Annotated in this window: 17 protein-coding genes; 9 read left to right on the top strand and 8 right to left on the bottom strand. The window is 66.3% G+C overall.

All coding sequences use genetic code 11. The features are described from left to right. Window positions 1-56: 56 nt before the first annotated feature. From ACTJJX_RS15410 to dinG, 3 genes are all read right to left on the bottom strand, one after another. A complete protein-coding gene (locus ACTJJX_RS15410) occupies window positions 57-1202 on the bottom strand; it encodes an EstA family serine hydrolase (protein ID WP_003112520.1) in 1146 nt (381 codons plus the stop codon). A 109-nt stretch (window positions 1203-1311) separates the two neighbouring features. Further along, a complete protein-coding gene (locus ACTJJX_RS15405) occupies window positions 1312-3585 on the bottom strand; it encodes a beta-agarase (protein ID WP_016851902.1) in 2274 nt (757 codons plus the stop codon). Between the two features lie 78 nt (window positions 3586-3663). Next, complete coding sequence (gene dinG / locus ACTJJX_RS15400; RefSeq protein ID WP_003158197.1) at window positions 3664-5808, bottom strand: ATP-dependent DNA helicase DinG; 2145 nt, start codon at window positions 5806-5808, stop codon at window positions 3664-3666. 129 nt (window positions 5809-5937) lie between these two features. On the opposite strand from dinG, the gene ACTJJX_RS15395 reads away from it, so the two are divergent. Continuing rightward, a complete protein-coding gene (locus ACTJJX_RS15395) occupies window positions 5938-6402 on the top strand; it encodes a CopD family protein (protein ID WP_003082024.1) in 465 nt (154 codons plus the stop codon). Between the two features lie 38 nt (window positions 6403-6440). On the opposite strand, the gene ACTJJX_RS15390 is transcribed toward ACTJJX_RS15395, so the two are convergent. From ACTJJX_RS15390 to ACTJJX_RS15380, 3 genes are all read right to left on the bottom strand, one after another. Beyond that, on the bottom strand, window positions 6441-7250 hold the full coding sequence (locus tag ACTJJX_RS15390) for a hypothetical protein (protein ID WP_003112523.1): 810 nt from the start codon (window positions 7248-7250) through the stop codon (window positions 6441-6443). Continuing rightward, window positions 7243-7542: a DUF1145 domain-containing protein gene (locus ACTJJX_RS15385; protein WP_003082018.1), complete on the bottom strand. Its 300-nt coding sequence runs from the start codon at window positions 7540-7542 to the stop codon at window positions 7243-7245. Before ACTJJX_RS15385 ends, ACTJJX_RS15390 begins: the two co-directional genes overlap by 8 nt. A gap of 115 nt (window positions 7543-7657) precedes the next feature. Further along, a complete protein-coding gene (locus ACTJJX_RS15380; protein WP_003082015.1) occupies window positions 7658-8290 on the bottom strand; it encodes an OmpA family protein in 633 nt (210 codons plus the stop codon). Window positions 8291-8420: 130 nt separating this feature from the next. Here ACTJJX_RS15380 and ACTJJX_RS15375 point away from each other — a divergent pair, with 130 nt between their 5' ends. The 4 genes from ACTJJX_RS15375 to ACTJJX_RS15360 all read left to right on the top strand — a co-directional run bounded on the left by ACTJJX_RS15375 (window position 8421) and on the right by ACTJJX_RS15360 (window position 10414). Beyond that, window positions 8421-8918 carry a DUF6231 family protein gene (locus ACTJJX_RS15375; protein ID WP_003086343.1) on the top strand — a complete coding sequence of 166 codons (498 nt, stop codon included), beginning with the start codon at window positions 8421-8423 and terminating at the stop codon, window positions 8916-8918. A gap of 2 nt (window positions 8919-8920) precedes the next feature. Further along, window positions 8921-9394 (top strand): YchJ family protein, encoded by a 474-nt coding sequence (locus ACTJJX_RS15370; RefSeq protein WP_003082003.1) that lies wholly within the window; start codon window positions 8921-8923, stop codon window positions 9392-9394. Next, complete coding sequence (locus ACTJJX_RS15365) at window positions 9394-9711, top strand: hypothetical protein (RefSeq protein ID WP_016851904.1); 318 nt, start codon at window positions 9394-9396, stop codon at window positions 9709-9711. The genes ACTJJX_RS15370 and ACTJJX_RS15365 overlap by 1 nt, the downstream gene beginning before the upstream one ends. An 82-nt stretch (window positions 9712-9793) precedes the next feature. Then, window positions 9794-10414 carry a trimeric intracellular cation channel family protein gene (locus ACTJJX_RS15360; RefSeq protein WP_003081997.1) on the top strand — a complete coding sequence of 207 codons (621 nt, stop codon included), beginning with the start codon at window positions 9794-9796 and terminating at the stop codon, window positions 10412-10414. Between the two features lie 119 nt (window positions 10415-10533). On the opposite strand, the gene ACTJJX_RS15355 is transcribed toward ACTJJX_RS15360, so the two are convergent. After that, the gene (locus tag ACTJJX_RS15355) at window positions 10534-11094 is read right to left on the bottom strand and encodes a hypothetical protein (RefSeq protein ID WP_003086339.1); all 561 of its coding nucleotides are present in this window, start codon (window positions 11092-11094) and stop codon (window positions 10534-10536) included. A 314-nt stretch (window positions 11095-11408) separates the two neighbouring features. Between ACTJJX_RS15355 and ACTJJX_RS15350 the strand changes: the two genes are divergently transcribed. The 4 genes from ACTJJX_RS15350 (at window position 11409) to quiP (ending at window position 15585) form a co-directional block, all read left to right on the top strand. Beyond that, entirely contained in the window at window positions 11409-11903 is a 495-nt protein-coding gene (locus ACTJJX_RS15350; RefSeq protein ID WP_016851905.1) for an LEA type 2 family protein, read from the top strand. 7 nt (window positions 11904-11910) lie between these two features. Then, entirely contained in the window at window positions 11911-12111 is a 201-nt protein-coding gene (locus ACTJJX_RS15345) for an SEC-C metal-binding domain-containing protein (RefSeq protein ID WP_003081984.1), read from the top strand. Between the two features lie 166 nt (window positions 12112-12277). Next, window positions 12278-12919 carry a glutathione binding-like protein gene (locus ACTJJX_RS15340; protein ID WP_003081964.1) on the top strand — a complete coding sequence of 214 codons (642 nt, stop codon included), beginning with the start codon at window positions 12278-12280 and terminating at the stop codon, window positions 12917-12919. Between the two features lie 122 nt (window positions 12920-13041). Further along, entirely contained in the window at window positions 13042-15585 is a 2544-nt protein-coding gene (gene quiP / locus ACTJJX_RS15335; RefSeq protein ID WP_003112526.1) for an acyl-homoserine-lactone acylase QuiP, read from the top strand. 154 nt (window positions 15586-15739) lie between these two features. Here quiP and rmuC read toward each other — a convergent pair whose 3' ends face one another. After that, entirely contained in the window at window positions 15740-17101 is a 1362-nt protein-coding gene (rmuC, locus tag ACTJJX_RS15330; RefSeq protein ID WP_073647918.1) for a DNA recombination protein RmuC, read from the bottom strand. Window positions 17102-17627 lie beyond the last annotated feature (526 nt).

Raw genomic sequence — 17627 nt, 5'->3', positions numbered from 1 at the left:
ATTTGGCAATGAAATTTAGCGTCGAGCCGACAAGCGGTTAAAAGTTAACCAACGGATTACAGACACTCCCCCGCGACACGCGCCAGCTGCTGCGCCCGCGGATCCATCAGCACATACGGCCCCAAGGCGTTGCTGACAAAGGAAAAAGCCAGGTCGCGCTCGGGATCGGCGAAGCCGATCGAGCCACCCGCCCCAGGGTGGCCGAAGGCCTTGGGGCCGAGTCCGTAGGTCGCATTGGCCACGCCCGGTTGGTCGAGCATGGTGCCGAGGCCGAAGCGGGTCCGGGTCAGCAAGGTCCGATCCTCGCCTACCGCGTGTTCGTGGGCCAACTGGCCCAGCAGTTCATCTTCCAGCAAACGTCCCTGCAACAGGCCGCTATAGAAGCCGGCGAGCGCGCGCGCGTTGCCATGGCCATTGGCGGCCGGCTGCTGCATGCGTCGCCATTCCGGCTTGTTGGTGCTGGTGAGGATCGACGGCGGATTGGTGAAGGCACGGGTGGTCAGCGCCAATGGCTCGCTCATCATGGTCTTCAGCATGCGCTGGGCGGCAGCGTCGCCGAGGCTGCCCTTGCTCCGTGCCATGTGGGCGACGCGGCCGAACTGGCTGTCGTCCAGGCCGACATGGAAATCCAGGCCCAGCGGTGCCGCGGTGCGCGCCACGATGGCCTCGCCCGGCTCGCGGCCGTCGACCCGGCGGATCACCTCGCCGAGCAGCCAGCCATAGGTAATCGGTGCATAGCCGTGCGCTTCGCCAGGCGTCCACCAGGGCTCCTCGGCGGCCAGTGCCGTGGTCATCGCCTGCCAGTCGTAGAGTGCCTCGGGCGGCATCTGCTCGCGCAGCGCCGGCAGGCCGGCGCGATGGCAGAGCAACTGGCGCACGCTGATCGCTGCCTTGCCGGCCGCGGCGAACTCGGGCCAGTAGTGTGCCACCGGCGCGTCCAGTTCGAGCTTGCCCTCGGCCACCAGTTGCAGCACGGCAACGGCGGTGAAGGTCTTGGTGCAGGAGAACAGATTGAGGATGGTGTCGCGCTGCCAGGGCTGCTCGCCGTCCTTGTCCGCGACGCCGCCCCAGAGGTCGACCACCGTCTCGCCACCGACCTCCAGGCACAACGCCGCGCCGCGCTCCTGCGGATTGTCGAAAAGCCGGGCGAAGGCCTCGGCAAGCGGGGCGAAACGGCTGTCACAGTGGCCTTGGGGCGTCATGGGCAAGTTCCGGTGGGAAAGTGGTCGGGGCATTCTTCCAGCCCTCGGCGGCCTTGTGAACCCTGACATAAGAGGGGTTCGCCGCAAGCGGGCGGCGGTGAATGCGCGCTCATGAACCGGCTGAATCCTCGCGCGGCGGCAGAGGCTCGACGGCAGGCATGGACCTGGCCATCGCCGACAGTCGCGACAGGGCGGCAAGGTTGCTTCGGCGCACCGTGTCGACGAAGCCGGCGAACGGCAAGCCCGTGATCCCGACCAGGCCTATATGGCCGTTCTCGCCGTCCAGCAGACGCCCGCTGGCCGGTTGGTCGAGGTACTGGAACCAGTGGGCGCCGACGATATACGGACTCTTCAGCGCCGCCTCCAGGAACGTTCGGTAGGAGTCGCCGCGCGCCCGCTCATTGGCCGCCTCGCTGACACCACCCCAGAACGGACCGCGATCCCGCGAGCCGAAGTGGAACTCGCTGATCAGCACCGGCTTGTCCAGCCGCGCCAGCAGGGAGTCGTCCAGGCCCTGCCCGGGCAACGGCGTATAGAGGTTGAAACTGAGGAGGTCGCAATACCGGGCGCAGGAGGTGATCGCCTCGGGAGTGCTGACGGCGAAGCGGCCGCCGAGCAGGAGGTGGTTCGGTGCGTGCCATTGCAGGGCGTCGCGCAGGGTCTTGAAGTAAGCGTCGGCATACAGCCGGAGGAAGGCGCTGTAGTCCTCGGCGATGGCCGGATGCCCCTCGCCCGGCAGCGGAGCCGCGTAGCCCGGCGCCTCCAGGGCCTCCCAGGCGGCCAGCTCGATGCCCCAGGCCTCGGCCAATGCCTCATGGCCCAGGTACTTGGCTTTCAATTGCTTGACGAAGGCGCGCTTCGCCGGACTGTCCATGGACAGCGTCAAGGCTCCGAAAGCGAGGCCGTAGCGCGCCTGGGCCGAGCCGTCGCGCCCGGCCCAGGCCAGTTCGTTGTCGGCGTAGTAGCCGAGCAGCCAGGGATCGTCGCGGTGGTCGCGAGCAGCGATGGCGATGACGCGCTCGGCGGCCATGGCGAAGCGCGGGTCGAAGGGATCGGGCATGGCTCCCCACCAGTCGAAACCGCTGCTGACCGTGGCGTAGTCGCCGGCGATCGACAGCGGCAGGCTGTAGGGCATCCGCGTCTGTGCGGCGAGCGCCGGATCGCTCCAGTTGCCGAGGCTGTTGAAACCCCATGCCGAGAGGCGCTCCAGGGTGCGCTGGCGCCATTCGCCGGCGAGCTGGTCGGCACTCGCCTGGGGAGCGATGCGCTGGCGATTGGCACCGAGGAAATCGAACCAGCGACCATGCCCGAAGCGCCGCCCGGCCTGCGCGGCGACGCCGCGGCGGTCGTCGCCCTCACCGAAGAATGCGGCCAGCGGCTCACCCTCCGCCGGCAGTTCGGCGAACATCGGCTCGCGTCCTTCGACGTAGGTCCGGCTGCCGTCGGCGGTCACCGCATTAACGCCCAGCGACCAGAACGGATGTCCTTCCGGAGTAACCAGCCACCAGCGCCCGCCACGTTTTTCCGTGCGGAAGAAACCGCTGGCTTCGAACACCGGCCCACCCAGCAGGCCGCCGAAACGGTCGCGCGCCGGTGTCTGCCGTTCCCAGTCGCGGAGCTGTGCGGCCTCGGCCGCATAGGCGCTGCGCAACTGTTCGTCGGAACGAATCTTTTCCGGCCAGTCGGCGCGGCTGTACTGGCCATAGCGATCGATCAGGCCGGTCAGGATGCTCCGCTCCACCGCCCTCCCTGTGCGTATGCCGAAACGTCCGAGCAGGATACTCTGGGGAGCTTGCGGCGAGCGCAGGGACAGGCTCAGCGCTCCGACCCTGGCGCGGTCCAGCGAGCCCTCCACGCGTGGCGCCAGCAGCACCCGCTGGCCTTCGACCATCTGTGGCATCGGCGGCCCCGCACGCATGCCCAGAGCCTCTGGCGAAACCGCCCGCAACGGCACCAGCAGGGTCTGCGGCGGGCCTGCCGGTAGCTCGATGGATGCCTGCAGCCCCGGCGCGCCCTGCTCGCCCTCGATCGCGACCTCCAGGGTCATGTCCCAGCTCATCGCGTTCTGGATGCGCAGGCTCACGTAGTCCGCTGCGGACCAGTCCCAACGGCCCAGCGCCGGACTCATGCGCAAGGTGGGCCGTTGCGCCGGGCTGAAGGTGACGCGACGGAGAATGTCGCCCTCCGGGGTGGCCTCCGCCGTCGCGCTGGGCAGGTCGGCATCCTCCAGGGTGATGCCGACCACGGCCATCGGCTTGACGAAGTTGAACAGCACCTGCTGGGTGTCGTTCGCCGCCAGCGGCGCGGCCACCGCGAGCAGGCCGAGAAGCAGGGGAAGATGCCAACGCGAACGGATCATGAAGCCTGTTTTCCTTAACTCCATCCCGGCATGGACAAATGCCGGGAATTTCCCGATGCGGCTCGGACGTGAAGGCTGGCGCCCTCCGCGCAGATCAGCGCGTCAGGCGATTTCCCGCCGGAACGGCGGCAATGCATTGAGGATAGCCTTGCCGTAGCGCTGGGTGACCACGCGGCGATCCAGCAGGGTGATGGTGCCGCGGTCCTGCTCGGTGCGCAGCAGCCGCCCGCAGGCCTGGACCAACCGCAGCGAGGCGTCTGGCACGGCGATCTCCATGAACGGATTGCCGCCGCGCGCCTCGATCCACTCGGCCAGCGCCGCCTCCACCGGGTCGTCGGGTACCGCGAAGGGAATCTTGGCGATCACCACGTGTTCGCAATAGGCCCCCGGCAGGTCCACGCCTTCGGCGAAGCTGGCGAGGCCGAAGAGCACGCTGTCCTCGCCGTCGTCGACTCGCGACTTGTGCTTGTTCAGGGTTTCCTGCTTGGACAGGTTGCCCTGGATGAACACCCGCTTGCGCCAGTCGCGGTCGAGACCGTCGAAGACCTCCTGCATCTGCTTGCGTGAGGAGAACAGCACCAGGCTACCGCGCGCGCCCTTCACCAGTTCCGGCAGCTCGCGAATGATCGCCGCGGTGTGCTCGGCGGCGTTGCGCGGATCCGCCTTGAGGTCGGGGACCCGCAATACCCCGGCCTCGGCATGATGGAAGGGGCTCGGCACCACCGCGGTGACCGCGTTGCGCGGCAGGCCGGCGCGCATGCGATAGCGGTCGAAGGTGCCCAACGCGGTCAGGGTCGCCGAGGTCACCAGCACGCCATAGGCGACGTTCCACAGGTTGCGGCGCAGGGTCTCGGCGGCGAGGATCGGGCTGGCGTTGGCTTCGATGTCGTAGAAGCTGCCGCTCTCGGCGAGGGTCAGCCAGCGCGCCATCGGCGGGCTGTCCTGCGGGTCCTCGCAGGTGAATGCGGTCCACAGTTCCCAGTTGCCCTGGGCGCGCGCCAAAAGACTACCGAACAGCGGGTACCACTCCTCCGCCTGGTGGCTGGCGATGCCGCCGGCGCCTTCGCCGTCCATCGCCTCCTTGAGGATATCGGTGAGACGGGTGAACAGGTCGGTCAGCTTGGAGAAGCCTTTCTTCAGCTCGATGCCCATCTCGCGGATATGCTCGGGGACCACCCCGCCGACGAAACGGTGACGCGGCCGCTCGCGACCTTCCATGTCCTCGCCGGCGCGAAAATCGCCGATCTCTTCGCAGGCGGTGAACATGAACTGCTGCTGGGTCTTGATCTCCCGGGCCAGCTCCGGCACCTGTTCGATCAGGCTGCCGAGGTCACCCGGCAGCGGGTGCTGGGCGAGCAGCTTGGTGAGGTTCTTGGCGATCTGCTCCAGCCAGTCGGCGGTAGCGCGCAGGCGGGTGAAATGGGCGAAATGGCCAATCGCCTTGTCCGGCAGGTGATGGCCCTCGTCGAACACGTAGAGAGTCTCGCGCGGATCGGGCAGGATGGCGCCACCGCCCAGGGCCAGGTCAGCCAGGACCAGGTCGTGGTTGGTGACGATCACATCGACCTTGGTCATCCCTTCGCGCGCCTTGTAGAAGGCGCACTGCTGGAAGTTCGGGCAATGTCGGTTGGTGCACTGGCTGTGATCGGTGGTGAGCTGCGCCCAATGCGCGTCGTCGATCGCCTCCGGCCAGCTGTCGCGGTCGCCGTCCCAGCGGTTGCCGGCCAGGCGTTCGATCATCTGGTTGAACAGCTTGCTGCTGGTCTCGTCGACGTCGATGTTGAAACCGTCGTCGGCGAACAGTTGCGCCGTCGCGCTTTGCGCCTGGCCTTCCTGCAGCAGCACGTCGAGCTTGGACAGGCACAGGTAGCGCCCGCGGCCCTTGGCCAGGGCGAAGCTGAAGGCCAGCCCGCTGTTGCGCAGCAGGTCGGGGAGATCCTTGTGGACGATCTGCTCCTGCAGGGCGACGGTCGCGGTGGCTATCACCAGGCGCTTGCCACTGGCCTTGGCGCAAGCGATCGCCGCCAGGCTGTAGGCCACGGTCTTGCCGGTACCGGTTCCGGCCTCCACCGCGACCACCGCCGGCTCGCCCTCGCGGTGCCCCTCCTCGTCCTCCTTGATCGCGCCGAGGGCCTTGGCCACTTCGGCGATCATCAGGCGCTGGCCATAGCGAGGCTTCAGCTCCTTGGCTTCGAGAAAGCGGGTGTAGGCACCCTGGATCTGGGACTTGAGTTCGGCGCTGAGCATGGAATTCCTGGGCCCGGCGCGCAGCGGAAGACGAATCCGCCGGCGCGCCATAGCTGGATAAATTTTCAGTGGTTCGACAGGGCGGCTATGATAACGCGCTTCGTCACAACCGCCAGCGGAGATCGCCGAATGACCCCCTACGCCCTCGTCTACGCCCTGCATGTCCTGGCCGCCCTGGTCTGGGTCGGAGGCATGTTCTTCGCCTGGACGATTCTTCGTCCGGCGGCCGTCGCCGCGCTGGAGGCCCCAGCCCGCCTGGGCCTGTGGCTGGAGGTGTTCCGCCGTTTCTTCCATTGGGTCTGGGCTGCGGTGATCCTGCTGCCGATCAGCGGCGTCGGCATGCTGCACCTGAGCTTCAACGGTTTCGCCGGCGCGCCGCGCTACGTACAGGTAATGATGGGGCTCTACGTCGCCATGCTGGCACTGTTCCTGCGGGTGCAGGCGCTGCAAGTGCCGGAACTGCGCCGCGCGGTGCAGGCCCAGGACTGGCCGGCAGGCGGGCAGGCGCTGGGGAAGATCCGCCGCACCGTCGGCTTCAACCTGCTCCTCGGCCTGTTGCTGATAGCCCTGGTAGCGGCACGCCCGAGCCTCTGAACCGGCGAGGCGCCGGAAGCCGTGCTGCCGGCCTCTCCTCAGAAGCGCACGACGTCCAGGCTGCCGTCGCTGCCGTTGGTGCCGTTCGCGCCGTCCTCTCCGCTGCGCCCCGCACGACCGGCATCCACCGAGTAGATCCAGCAACCGGTGGCGTTATCCGCCGCACCCGGTTTGCCGGCCTTGCCTCCAGCGCCGCCGACGCCGCCTTGCAGACGGGTTTGCAAGCGCTCCAGAGGAAAATCGCCCGGCACTTCCAGACGAATCCGACCGCCCGCCCCGCCCGGACCGCCGTCGCTTCCGGATTGGCCGTCGCCACCTTTCAGCGCGCTGCCCCAGAGGCAGCCGGAGGCCTTGCCGGAAGCCCCGTCCAGGCCATCGTAGCCTGGAGCGCCGACGCCACCGCGGGCGTCCAGCAGCAGGCTTTCCACCTCCACCGCCTGCAGGCGCAAGGTCAGGTCGCGGCCGTTACCGGCGCTTTGCCGGAAGGTGCCGGTCGCGCCGGGCGCGGAAATGATGCTGCCATCGGCCAGGCGGCCGCTGACGACTTCGATGCTGATTCGCTCCTCGCCTGGCGCCACGCCGATCCGGGCGTTCTTCGCCATGTGCAGTTCCTCGATGCGCAGGACGCTGACCTCCAGCGGAATCAGCAGGGCGGCATCCTCGCCGATCTCCACTCTGCGCAGGCGCAGCTCCTGGGCCCGCTTGGGCAGGCGCATCACCGAGTTCGCCTGCACCTTCACGGTTCCGCCGATACCCTGCTGGCGTGCCGGCGGCGCCTCGGCCGAAAACACGGCGCCAGCCCAGGCCAGGGGAACGACCAGGAACAATCCGAGCATGGCCTTACGCATGATCGTCCTCCTTGTCCTGCGGTAACTCGCTGGCCGGGCTCAACGCCGGCAACGCAAGCATGTGGAAGACCCCGAACAGCAAGACCTGGAGACGATCCAGCCAGGGATGCGCGCGCGCTTTCAGGCGTCCTCCGAGGACGAGAATCTCGATCAGGTGGATCAACAGGATCAGGCCGCCGGCTATCGACAACAGCCAGTTCAGCGGATAGGCGAACGGATGCAGCAGATTGACCAGCACCGCGCCCCAGAACACCAGGGTCACGAGCTTGCCCAGCCCGAGAAACGCTTTCATGGAACTCCCCCCAAGACATCGTGTGCGGGGGAACATACTCGCCAGCCCGCCGCGGCGCCAGCCATGAACGAAAACGGGGGCTTCGACGCCCCCGTTCTGCTCCGCGCCGCCTGCGTCATTCGCGCTTGATGAGGATTTCCACCCGGCGATTCTCGGCCCGCCCTTCGCGAGTCTTGTTGTCGGCGACCGGCTGGCTTTCGCCCAATCCCTGCACGCCGACGATGATGCTCGAAGGCACCCCGGCATCAATCAGATAGTTCGCAACGGCATTCGCGCGCCGTTCCGACAGCTTCTGGTTGTAGGCATCGGAACCGACGCTGTCGGTATGCCCGGTGATACTCAGGCGCGTACTGGCCGCCTCGCCTTTCAGGCGTTCGGCGATGCCGTTGAGCTTCTCGCTGTCGGCGGCGTCCACCTTCGACGAATCGAAGGCGAAGTGCAGGTCGCGCACGACAATGGTTTCTTCCTTGACGACGGGAGGCGGCGGCGCGACTTCCTCGACCGGCTGCGGAGGCGGCGGCGCGACCTGTTCGCCGGCACCGTGCACCCAGCAATAGGCGGCACCGACGCCACCGCCGATCAGGGCGCCCCAGCCGGCCCAGCTGCTGCTTTCGATCGCGCCCAGGCCGGCGCCGGTAACACCACCGACCGCCGCACAGGTCGGCCAGTCGCTTTTCTGCAACCCTGCGCAACCGGTCAGCAAGCCGCTGACCAGAATCAGGGGTAAAGCGGTCCTCGTGATGCTCATTGGAACTCTCCTCGTGGATCGGTTGTAACCGACAAATAGGGAGTAAAGACCCCAGCCGAAAAAAGCGCCAGCACTAGGCCATGCAGGCGCTTCAGGCTAGTCTTGGCGAATCCCAGGAGAGTGTTTTCCCATGAGCGAACCGATTTCTCCCCGCACCCCGCAGCAGGCCCTGGCCGCGTTGCTCGCCCGCTACGCGCCGAAGCGCTTGCTGCTGGTCGGCGCCAGCCGGCTGCCGGCGGTGGAGGCCTTCATCCACAACCATCCCCAGTGCCAACTGGCGCACAGCCCGGCGGCGGCATTGCCCGCCGAACTGGCCGGCCAGCGCTTCGACCTGGCGCTGTTCGTCGATTGCCTGGAACACCTGCCGCAGCGCACCGGTCTGCAGTTGCTCGCGGGCGTGCGCAACCTGAACGCCAGCCGGGTCGCCGTACTGGTCGACCTCGAGGCCAGCGACTGGCAGGAAACCGACTTCTTCGCCCTCGCCATGCAGAACAGCGAACGCTTCCAGCGCGAAGGCCAGACGCTGACCCTGTACACCTACGACCTGTACGAATACAAGCAGGTCCCCGATTGGCTGAACGCCAAGTTCTGGGCCAACCCGGAAAACTTCGGCAAGTACTGGTGGTAACCATGACCCAACCCTCTTGCCCCTGCGGCAGCGGCGACCCGCTCGACGATTGCTGCGGCCGCTATCACCAGGGACATCCCGCGCCTACCGCGGAAGCCCTGATGCGCTCGCGCTACAGCGCCTACGCCCTCGGACTGGTGGACTACCTGCGCGACACCACGCTGCCGGCGCAACAGGCCGGCCTCGATCTCGACGGCATCCGCGCCTGGAGCCACGGCAGCACCTGGCTCGGTCTGGAGGTGGAAAACCACGAGGTGCTCGGCGGCCAGCCGGAGCATGCGCGAGTCACCTTCGTCGCGCGCTGGCACGACGCCGACGGGGAACATGCCCATCGCGAATGTTCCGGCTTCGTCCAGCGCAACGGTCGCTGGTACTTCCTCGATCCGACCGTGGCCCTGAAACTCGGCCGCAACGATCCCTGCCCCTGCGGCGCCGGCGGCAAGCTGAAGAAATGCTGCGGTCCGTGGATCACCTGATGCATTCGCTCGCCAGCTATATCCGCGCCATCCATGCCCTGCCCTCGCCGGTCTCGATAAGCGATGCGCAGGTCGAAGAGCAACAGCGCTGCGAGGACGGCGTCGAGATCCACAGCTGCGAAGCGCTCTACCGTTTCGACAACGGCGTGCGCCTGCGCCAGCACCGCGAGCGCGACCTCCTGCCGAGCAGCGGGGCCTGCGAGGAATGCTGGATCGGCTACGAAGTGCTGGATTCCGCCGGGCAGGAAATCAGCCCACGCTACAAGCACTTCGTCAACGCCTGCCAGGAACGCTTCTGGTTGCGCATGCACGCCTGAGATGCTGCGCCAGGCTGCGCGGTTTGGGCGTTGACGAGCGCTCGGGTAGAATGCGCAGCCTTTTCATCCGGGCCCCATCCCCATGCTGCTGACCGTGCTCTACATCATCGCCATCACCGCCGAAGCCATGACCGGTGCGCTGTCGGCCGGCCGGCGCAGCATGGACCTGTTCGGCGTGGTGCTGATCGCCTGCGTCACCGCCCTGGGCGGCGGCTCGGTACGCGACATGCTGCTGGGCCATTACCCGCTGACCTGGGTCCGTCACCCGGAATACCTGGCGCTGACCGCAGTCGCCGCGCTGGTGACAGTGTTCATCGCGCCGCTGATGCGCCACCTGCGCTCGCTGTTCCTGGTACTCGACGCGGTTGGCCTGGTGGCCTTCACCCTGATCGGCTGCCAGGTCAGCCTGGAAATGGGCCACAGCCTGCTGATCGCGGCGATCAGCGGGGTGATCACCGGGGTGTTCGGCGGCATTCTCCGCGACATCCTGTGCAACGACGTACCCTTGATATTCCGCCGCGAACTCTATGCCAGCGTGTCCTTCGCCAGCGCCTGGTGCTACCTGATCTGCGTGGAGCTGGAACTGCCTTCCGAGCAGGCGATGCTGATCACCCTGTTCAGCGGCTTCCTGTTCCGCCTGCTGGCCATCCGCTTCCACTGGGAAATGCCCAAGTTCGTCTACCAGGACGATTTCGACCACTGAAGCAAGCGCCTGCCCCCTGGCCGACGCGTTCCTCCAACCCCTCGCCTGTCCCCGATGCCACGGCCTCGCGACGCGGTTATCCGCCCCACGCCCTGGCTTGTCGCAGGCCGCTGCCCGCCTCAGTCCTGCAGGCGCAGGTGGCTGGTGTCCGGAGCCGGAGCCGCTGGCTCGGAGCGTGCCTGGCCCATGTCGCTACCGACCGGGGCGACGCTGAAGCGGCTCAGGTCGAGTTTCGGCGCCTCGGCTTCGGCCTTGGCGTCCTGTAGGTCGGCGCCTACCGGAGCCAGGCCGAAATCCGGCGCATCGACCTCGGCGAACGCCGCCATGTAGCCGTCCCGCGGCGCTACCTGCAAGCGTCCGGCGGGCGCGCTGGTACCAGTAGCGGCGCGGGTCTGCGGGGCCTCCACGGGAGTCGTCTGCGCAGGCGGCGGCGCCATGACCACCTCCTCGATCTCCATCTCGGCGACCACGGCGATCGCTCCCGCTCGCTCCAGCACGCTGCGGTATTTTTCCGCGGAGGCGGCATCGAGGTTGTTCTTGATCACCACCCGGCGGCCGGAGAACAGCAGTTCGATACGCTGCGCGTCGGCCTGGAACAGCTTGGCCAGGTTGGCCTTGACCACCTCGGGACGGGCGCCGGCGACCAACTGGCCGGAAAAGGCGATTTCAAAGCGGCTCATTGGCATCTCTCCGAGTGAAGGGCCGCTCGGCATGGCGGCCCTGGCGTTTCGTCGAGCGATTGTACCCATCGACAGCCACGCGTGGAGTGACTGGGTCCGGCAAATCGGCCGGCGGGTCCGTTCAGGTTAGCCGAGCCGGTCACGCCAGCCGACGGGAAGACTTGCACGGGCGTACGCGCTTCTCCATGCTCCCCCGACTGCGCTATGGGAAACATATGGACACAGGCCTGTACCTGAAACATCTTTCCTCTATACAACAATAAGTTGCAGCACAATCACTGCTTGTTAAACTGGGGCGTCTCGGGGGGAATAGCATGAATTACCAGGCGCAAATGATAAGAATTATCAGCCTAATAATGGCGTGGGGAGTTCTCTCCCATCTCTCGGGCTGCAGCTGGATGACCGGCAGCTTCGAAGACCCCGACGTCAAGCTGCTGAAGGTGGAAGTGGTCAAGGCACGCTTGCTGGAACAGGAGTTCGTGATGCGCTTCCGCATCGACAACCCCAACGATTTCAGCCTGCCGGTACGCGGCCTGCAGTACGCCGTGCAACTGAACGACATCCAGCTCGCAGAAGGCGAGTCCAGCCAGTGGTTCACGGTTCCCGCCCACGGCCACGAGGTATTCGACGTGCCGGTGCGAACCAATCTCTGGCGCCACATGAAATACATCGTCAAGCTCCTCGAGCGTCCCGAGGAGCCGATCCGCTACCGCCTGCAGGGCGAAGTGAAGACCGGACTGATGTTCGGCCGCAGCGTGCACCTGAGACGAAATGGCGAGATAATTCCCGGCGATTTCATCCCAGAATAGGTCCACCATGAGTCAGGAACCCCACGTACACGGCCCGAACTGCAACCACGACCACGATCATCATCACGATCATGGCCATGGTCATGTCCATGGTCCGCACTGCAATCACAGCCACGAGCCGGTGCGCAATCCGCTCAAGGCCGTAGGCCGCAACGATCCCTGCCCCTGCGGCAGCGAGAAGAAATTCAAGAAGTGCCACGGCGCCTGACCCTTCGCACGCGCCGGCATCCGAAGGCCCGCTGAGCAGCGGGCCTTTTCGTTGGCGCGCCACCAGCCCCGCCGGGGCGTCATGCGCGACAGCGGTTTGCATCGAACCTAGGTTCCTGGCGTAGAGTCTTCCGTTCGTAGCCCATCGACGAGCCGGAGACGCACCGATGATCGACCTGTACTACTGGACCACCCCGAACGGCCACAAGATTACTCTTTTCCTGGAAGAAACCGGCCTGCCCTACGCCATCCATCCGATCAATATCAGCCAGGGCGACCAGTTCCAGGCGGATTTCCTGAAGGTGTCGCCGAACAACAAGATTCCCGCCATCGTCGATCGCCAACCAGCCGACGGCGGCGCTCCCCTGTCGCTGTTCGAGTCCGGCGCCATCCTGCTCTATCTCGCGGAAAAGACCGGACGGTTCCTCGCCAAGGACCTGCGCGCGCGCCAGGAAACCCTGCAGTGGCTGTTCTGGCAGATGGGCGGGCTGGGGCCGATGGCCGGGCAGAACCACCATTTCAACCGCTTCGCCCCGGAGAAGATTCCCTACGCTATCGACCGTTACGTCAAGGAAACCGCGCGCCTGTACGGCGTTCTCGACCAGCGCCTGGCGGACCGCGCCTTCGTCGCCGGCGACGACTACAGCATCGCCGACATGGCCATCTATCCGTGGATCGTCCCACATCAGTGGCAGGAGCAGGATCTCGCCGACTTCCCACACCTGCAGCGCTGGTTCGAGAGCATTCGCCAGCGTCCGGCGACGCAACGCGCCTATGCTTTGGTGGAGCGCATCAATCCGCCGCAGTAGCGGGTCCCGAGCCGGCCTGCGGACGTCCTCGCGGACGATCGCAGGCGGAGCTTGCGCAGCCCTGCGCTCCTCACTAACGTAGCGCCTCTCGACGCGACCACTCCCGCAGGAGCCCCCACCCCATGGCCTCGCCAGCCTTCATGCGTTTTCTTCCCCGTTGCGGCGCCGCCGCGGCCTTCGGCACCCTCCTGGGCCTGGCCGGTTGCCAGTCCTGGCTCGACGATCGCTACGCCGACAGCCTGCCGCCGACCTCCGGCGTACAACCGATCAAGGGCCTGGCGCAAAACGTATCGATCCGGCGCAACGCGCTGGGCATGCCACTGATCGAAACCGGCACCTTCCATGACGCGCTGTTCGCCCTGGGCTACGTACACGCCTCCGACCGCCTGAGCCAGATGGTCAGCCTGCGCCTGCTGGCCCAGGGACGGCTGGCCGAGATGGTCGGCCCCGGCGCGCTGGAGATCGACCGTTTCATGCGTACCGTGAACCTGCGCCAGGCTGCGGAGATCCAGTACAGGAACGCCTCGCCGCGCCTGCAACGCTTCTTCGAGGTCTACGCGCGCGGGGTCAACGCCTACCTGTATCGCTATCGCGACAAGCTGCCGATGGACCTGGCCCAGTCCGGCTACCGTCCGGAATACTGGAAGCCCGAGGACTCGGCGCTGGTCTTCGCCCTGCTCAACTTCGGCCTGGCGGTGAACCTGCAGGAAGAAATCGCCTCGCTGACGCTCGCGCAGAAGGTCGGCAGCGACAAGCTGGCCTGGCTGACGCCGACCTATCCCGACGAAAACCTGCCGTTCGACGAGGCGGAAAAGCTCAAGGGCCTGCGCCTGGACGGGCAGGTTCCCGGCCTCGCGGGCGTCGAGGGCGCGGCGCGGCAGGTCGCAGCGCTGAGCATGCTCGGGGTCGCCGCCTCGAACAACTGGGCTATCGCGCCGCAACGCAGCCGCAGCGGCAAGAGCCTGATGGCCAACGACACCCACCTGCCGCTGAGCATGCCGTCGGTGTGGAACTACGTGCAGATCCGCTCGCCCAAGTACCAGGCCGCGGGCGTTTCCATTGCCGGTCTGCCGGGCGTGGTGGCGGGCTTCAACGGCAAGCTGGCCTGGGGCATGACCATGGTCCTGGGCGACAATCAGGATCTCTACCTGGAACAGTTGCGACGCCAGGGCAACCGGCTCTATTACCTGGCCGACGGCAAGTGGCAGCCAACCCGCGAACGCCAGGAAACCTTCTTCATCAAGGGCCAGCGGCCGATCCGCGAGGTCATCCACGAAACCCGCCATGGCCCGCTGCTCAACAGCGCCCTGGGCGAGCGCAAGAACATCCTCCAGCCGCTGCCGCTGAAGAGCGGCTACGGACTGGCCTACCGGAGCATCCAGCAGGAAGCCGACAAGACCCTGGACGGCTTCTTCGACCTGTCGCGGGCGAAGACCATCGAGCAGGCCTTCGACGCCACCCGCGAGATTCGCGCGATGCCGCTGAACATCGTGTTCGCCGACGAAAAGCACATCGGCTGGCAGGTCACCGGACGCTATCCGAACCGCAAGGAAGGTCGTGGCCTGCTGCCCTCCCCTGGCTGGGACGGCCGCTACGACTGGGATGGCTATGCCGACCCGATCCTCCACCCGTCCGACCAGGACCCGCAGCAGGGCTGGCTGGGTACCGCCAACCACCGCACCGTGCAGCCCGGCTACGGCGCCCAGTTGTCCAATTCCTGGTACTACCCGGAGCGCGCCGAGCGCATCGCCCAGCTCGCCGGTGCCAGCAAGAGCCACGACACCCAGAGCATGATCCGCATGCAGTACGACCAGACCTCGCTGTTCGTCGCCAAGCTGCAAGCCATGTTCGACAATCCCGGCATGGCGCTGCCGCTGCGCCAGGCCATCGACGCCTTGCCGGAGGCGCAACGCAGCCGGGCGCGGGAGGCCTACGACCGGCTGATGGCGTTCGACGGCAAGCTGACAGCCAGCTCCAGCGACGCCGCGCTGTACGGCGCCTTCCTCCACGAGAGCGCCAGGCAGATATTCCTCGACGAGCTAGGACCGGAGGACGGCCCTGCCTGGAAAGCCTTCGTCGAGACCGCCAACCTCTCCTACTCGGCGCAAGCCGACCACCTGCTCGGGCGCGACGACAGTCCGTTCTGGGACGATACCCGCACTCCGCAGAAGGAGGACAAGCCGGCAATCCTCGCGCGCAGCCTCGCCGCCGCCGTGGAGTTCTGCGAACAGCGACTGGGGAGCGAGCGCAAGGCCTGGCAATGGGGCAAGCTGCACACCTACGAATGGCAGAGCGACAGCTCGAAAATGGCCCCCTACCTGGGCGCCGGCGAGCGCGCCGGACTCGGCGCGATCAAGGGCTATCTCGATCGCGGACCCTATCCGGCCGGCGGCGACCACACCACGCTGGACGTATCGGCCTACGGCTGGGGCCAGGACTTCGACACTTGGCTGATCCCGGCGATGCGGCTGATCGTCGACTTCGGCCAGAGCGAACCGATGATCGGCGTGAACAGCAGCGGCCAATCCGGCAATCCGGCCAGCCCGCACTACGCCGACGGTATCGACGCCTGGCTCAAGGGGCGCTACGTTAGCTTCCCGTTCCAGCCACAGAACCTCGATCGCGTTTACGGCAACAAGCGGCTGACGCTCACTCCCGCTCGCTGAACGGACGGCGCGGAACTTTCCTCCGCGCCGTGGCTCTGAACAGCCGACTTACTCCATGATCATCTTCAGGGCGTCCTTCCGGACGCCCTTCTTTTATCCCCCTCCCGGAAAGCCTCCGTTTTCTCGAAAGCCCGGGCACGGGATCGAACTGATCTCACTCCTCTCCGGCCTCTTCCACGGGCGCCACCAGCGCCCGGTCCAGCCAGTCCGTCGGCAGGCTCTTGCTGGCGCGGGCACCGAGCAGCTTGAGTTGCTCGCTGCGACTGATCAGGTTGCCACGTCCCTCGGTGAGCTTGTTGCGCGCCGCGGCATAGGCCTTGTCCAGTTGCTGCAGGCGCGAACCGACCTCATCGAGGTCCTGGACGAAGAGCACGAACTTGTCATACAGCGAACCGGCACGTTCGGCGATTTCCCGCGCATTCTGGTTCTGCCGCTCCTGGCGCCAGAGGCTGTCGATTACCCGCAGGGTGGCCAGCAGGGTGGTCGGGCTGACGATCACGATATTCTGCGCGAAGGCGTCCTGGAACAGGTTCGGCTCGGCCTGCAGGGCCGTCGAAAAAGCCGCCTCGATCGGCATGAACAGCAGGACGAAGTCGAGGCTGTGCAACCCTTCCAGGCGTCGATAGTCCTTGCCGGAGAGGCCTTTCACATGGTTGCGCAACGACGTTACGTGCTGCTTCAGCGCCTGCTGGCGCAGCAGATCGTCGTCAGCGGCGATGTACTGCTGGTAGGCCGTGAGACTGACCTTGGCATCCACCACCACCTGCTTGTCGCCGGGCAGGCGGATCAGCACGTCCGGCTGGAAGCGTTCGCCCTCGGCGCCCTTCAGGCTGACCTGGGTCTCGTATTCCCGGCCTTTTTCCAGGCCCGCATGCTCGAGCACCCGCTCCAGCACCAGTTCGCCCCAGTTGCCCTGGGTCTTCTGGCCCTTGAGCGCGCGGGTCAGGTTGGTCGCTTCCTCGCCCAGGCGCAGGTTGAGCTGCTGCAGACGCTCCAGTTCCTTGCTCAGGGAGAAACGCTCGCGCGCTTCCTGCTGGTAGCTTTCCTCCACCCGCTTCTCGAACGCCTGGATGCGCTCCTTGAGCGGATCGAGCATCTGCCCCAGGCGCTGCTGACTGGTTTCGGCGAAACGCTGTTCGCGTTCGTCGAAGATCTTTCCCGCCAGTTCGGCGAACTGTGCCCGCAACTCGTCGCGGGCCGACTGCAGGTCGGTCAGGCGCTGCTGGTGGCTTTCCTGCTGCTCGCGCAGTTCCGCAGCCAGCGCAGCCCGTTCGGAAGCCAGGCGACGCAATTCCTCTTCCCGGCCCTGGCGCTCGCTGGCCCAACGTGCCTCCGCCTGGGACGCCCGTTGCCGCTCCTCCCCCATCAACTCGGCTTCCCGACGCAGCGCGGCGACCTCACCGGCGAGCCTGGCATGGCGCTCGCCGAGTTGCTGGTAAGCCTCCCTGCTGGTCTCCAACTGCGCATTCAGCCCGTCCTGGGCCAGTTGCGCGGTCGCCAGTCGCTCGCCGAGCAAGGCTATCTCGCGCTCCGCCAGGCTGGCCCTTCTCTGTAGCTGCCATGCCAGGCCGGCCAGGGGAATCGCGGCAGCCAGCAGGCCAAGCAACAGGTTCGGTAGATCGACGGGCATGGGGCACTCCAGCGGAAAACGACGCAACACCCGCCTGGCAGGCGCGCGTGCAGCGGATTCTAGGTTCTTGGGAAAAGACCGTCGAGCGAATAGCGCCGCGCCGAACGAGCACTCCGCTTCCGAGCTGTGCGTACCCCATGCGCAGGACATCTCAGATACTTCCGTAACGGAAGCCATCGCCCTGCGCCCTTCGCCGCCAGGACATTTCTGCTTCCACGGCATTTTTGTCGCGGCTACAGGGCTTGCCTTGGAGCGTGCGATGTGCTGTCGAGCAAGCGCTTGGGAAATCCACAGATCCTGTGGATAACCCAGTGGAAAAGCCCCTAAAAAACTGCCGAACCCCCGATGGAGTGGGGCTATGGGACAGATTGACGATTTTTTCACCAACTATTTTTATCGTTATTTTTCAATA

The organism is Pseudomonas sp. 22490 (assembly GCF_052044465.1).
Lineage (GTDB): Bacteria > Pseudomonadota > Gammaproteobacteria > Pseudomonadales > Pseudomonadaceae > Pseudomonas > Pseudomonas aeruginosa.
Note: the sequence above shows the minus strand (reverse complement) of the source record. Positions and strands in the feature narration are given on the sequence as shown.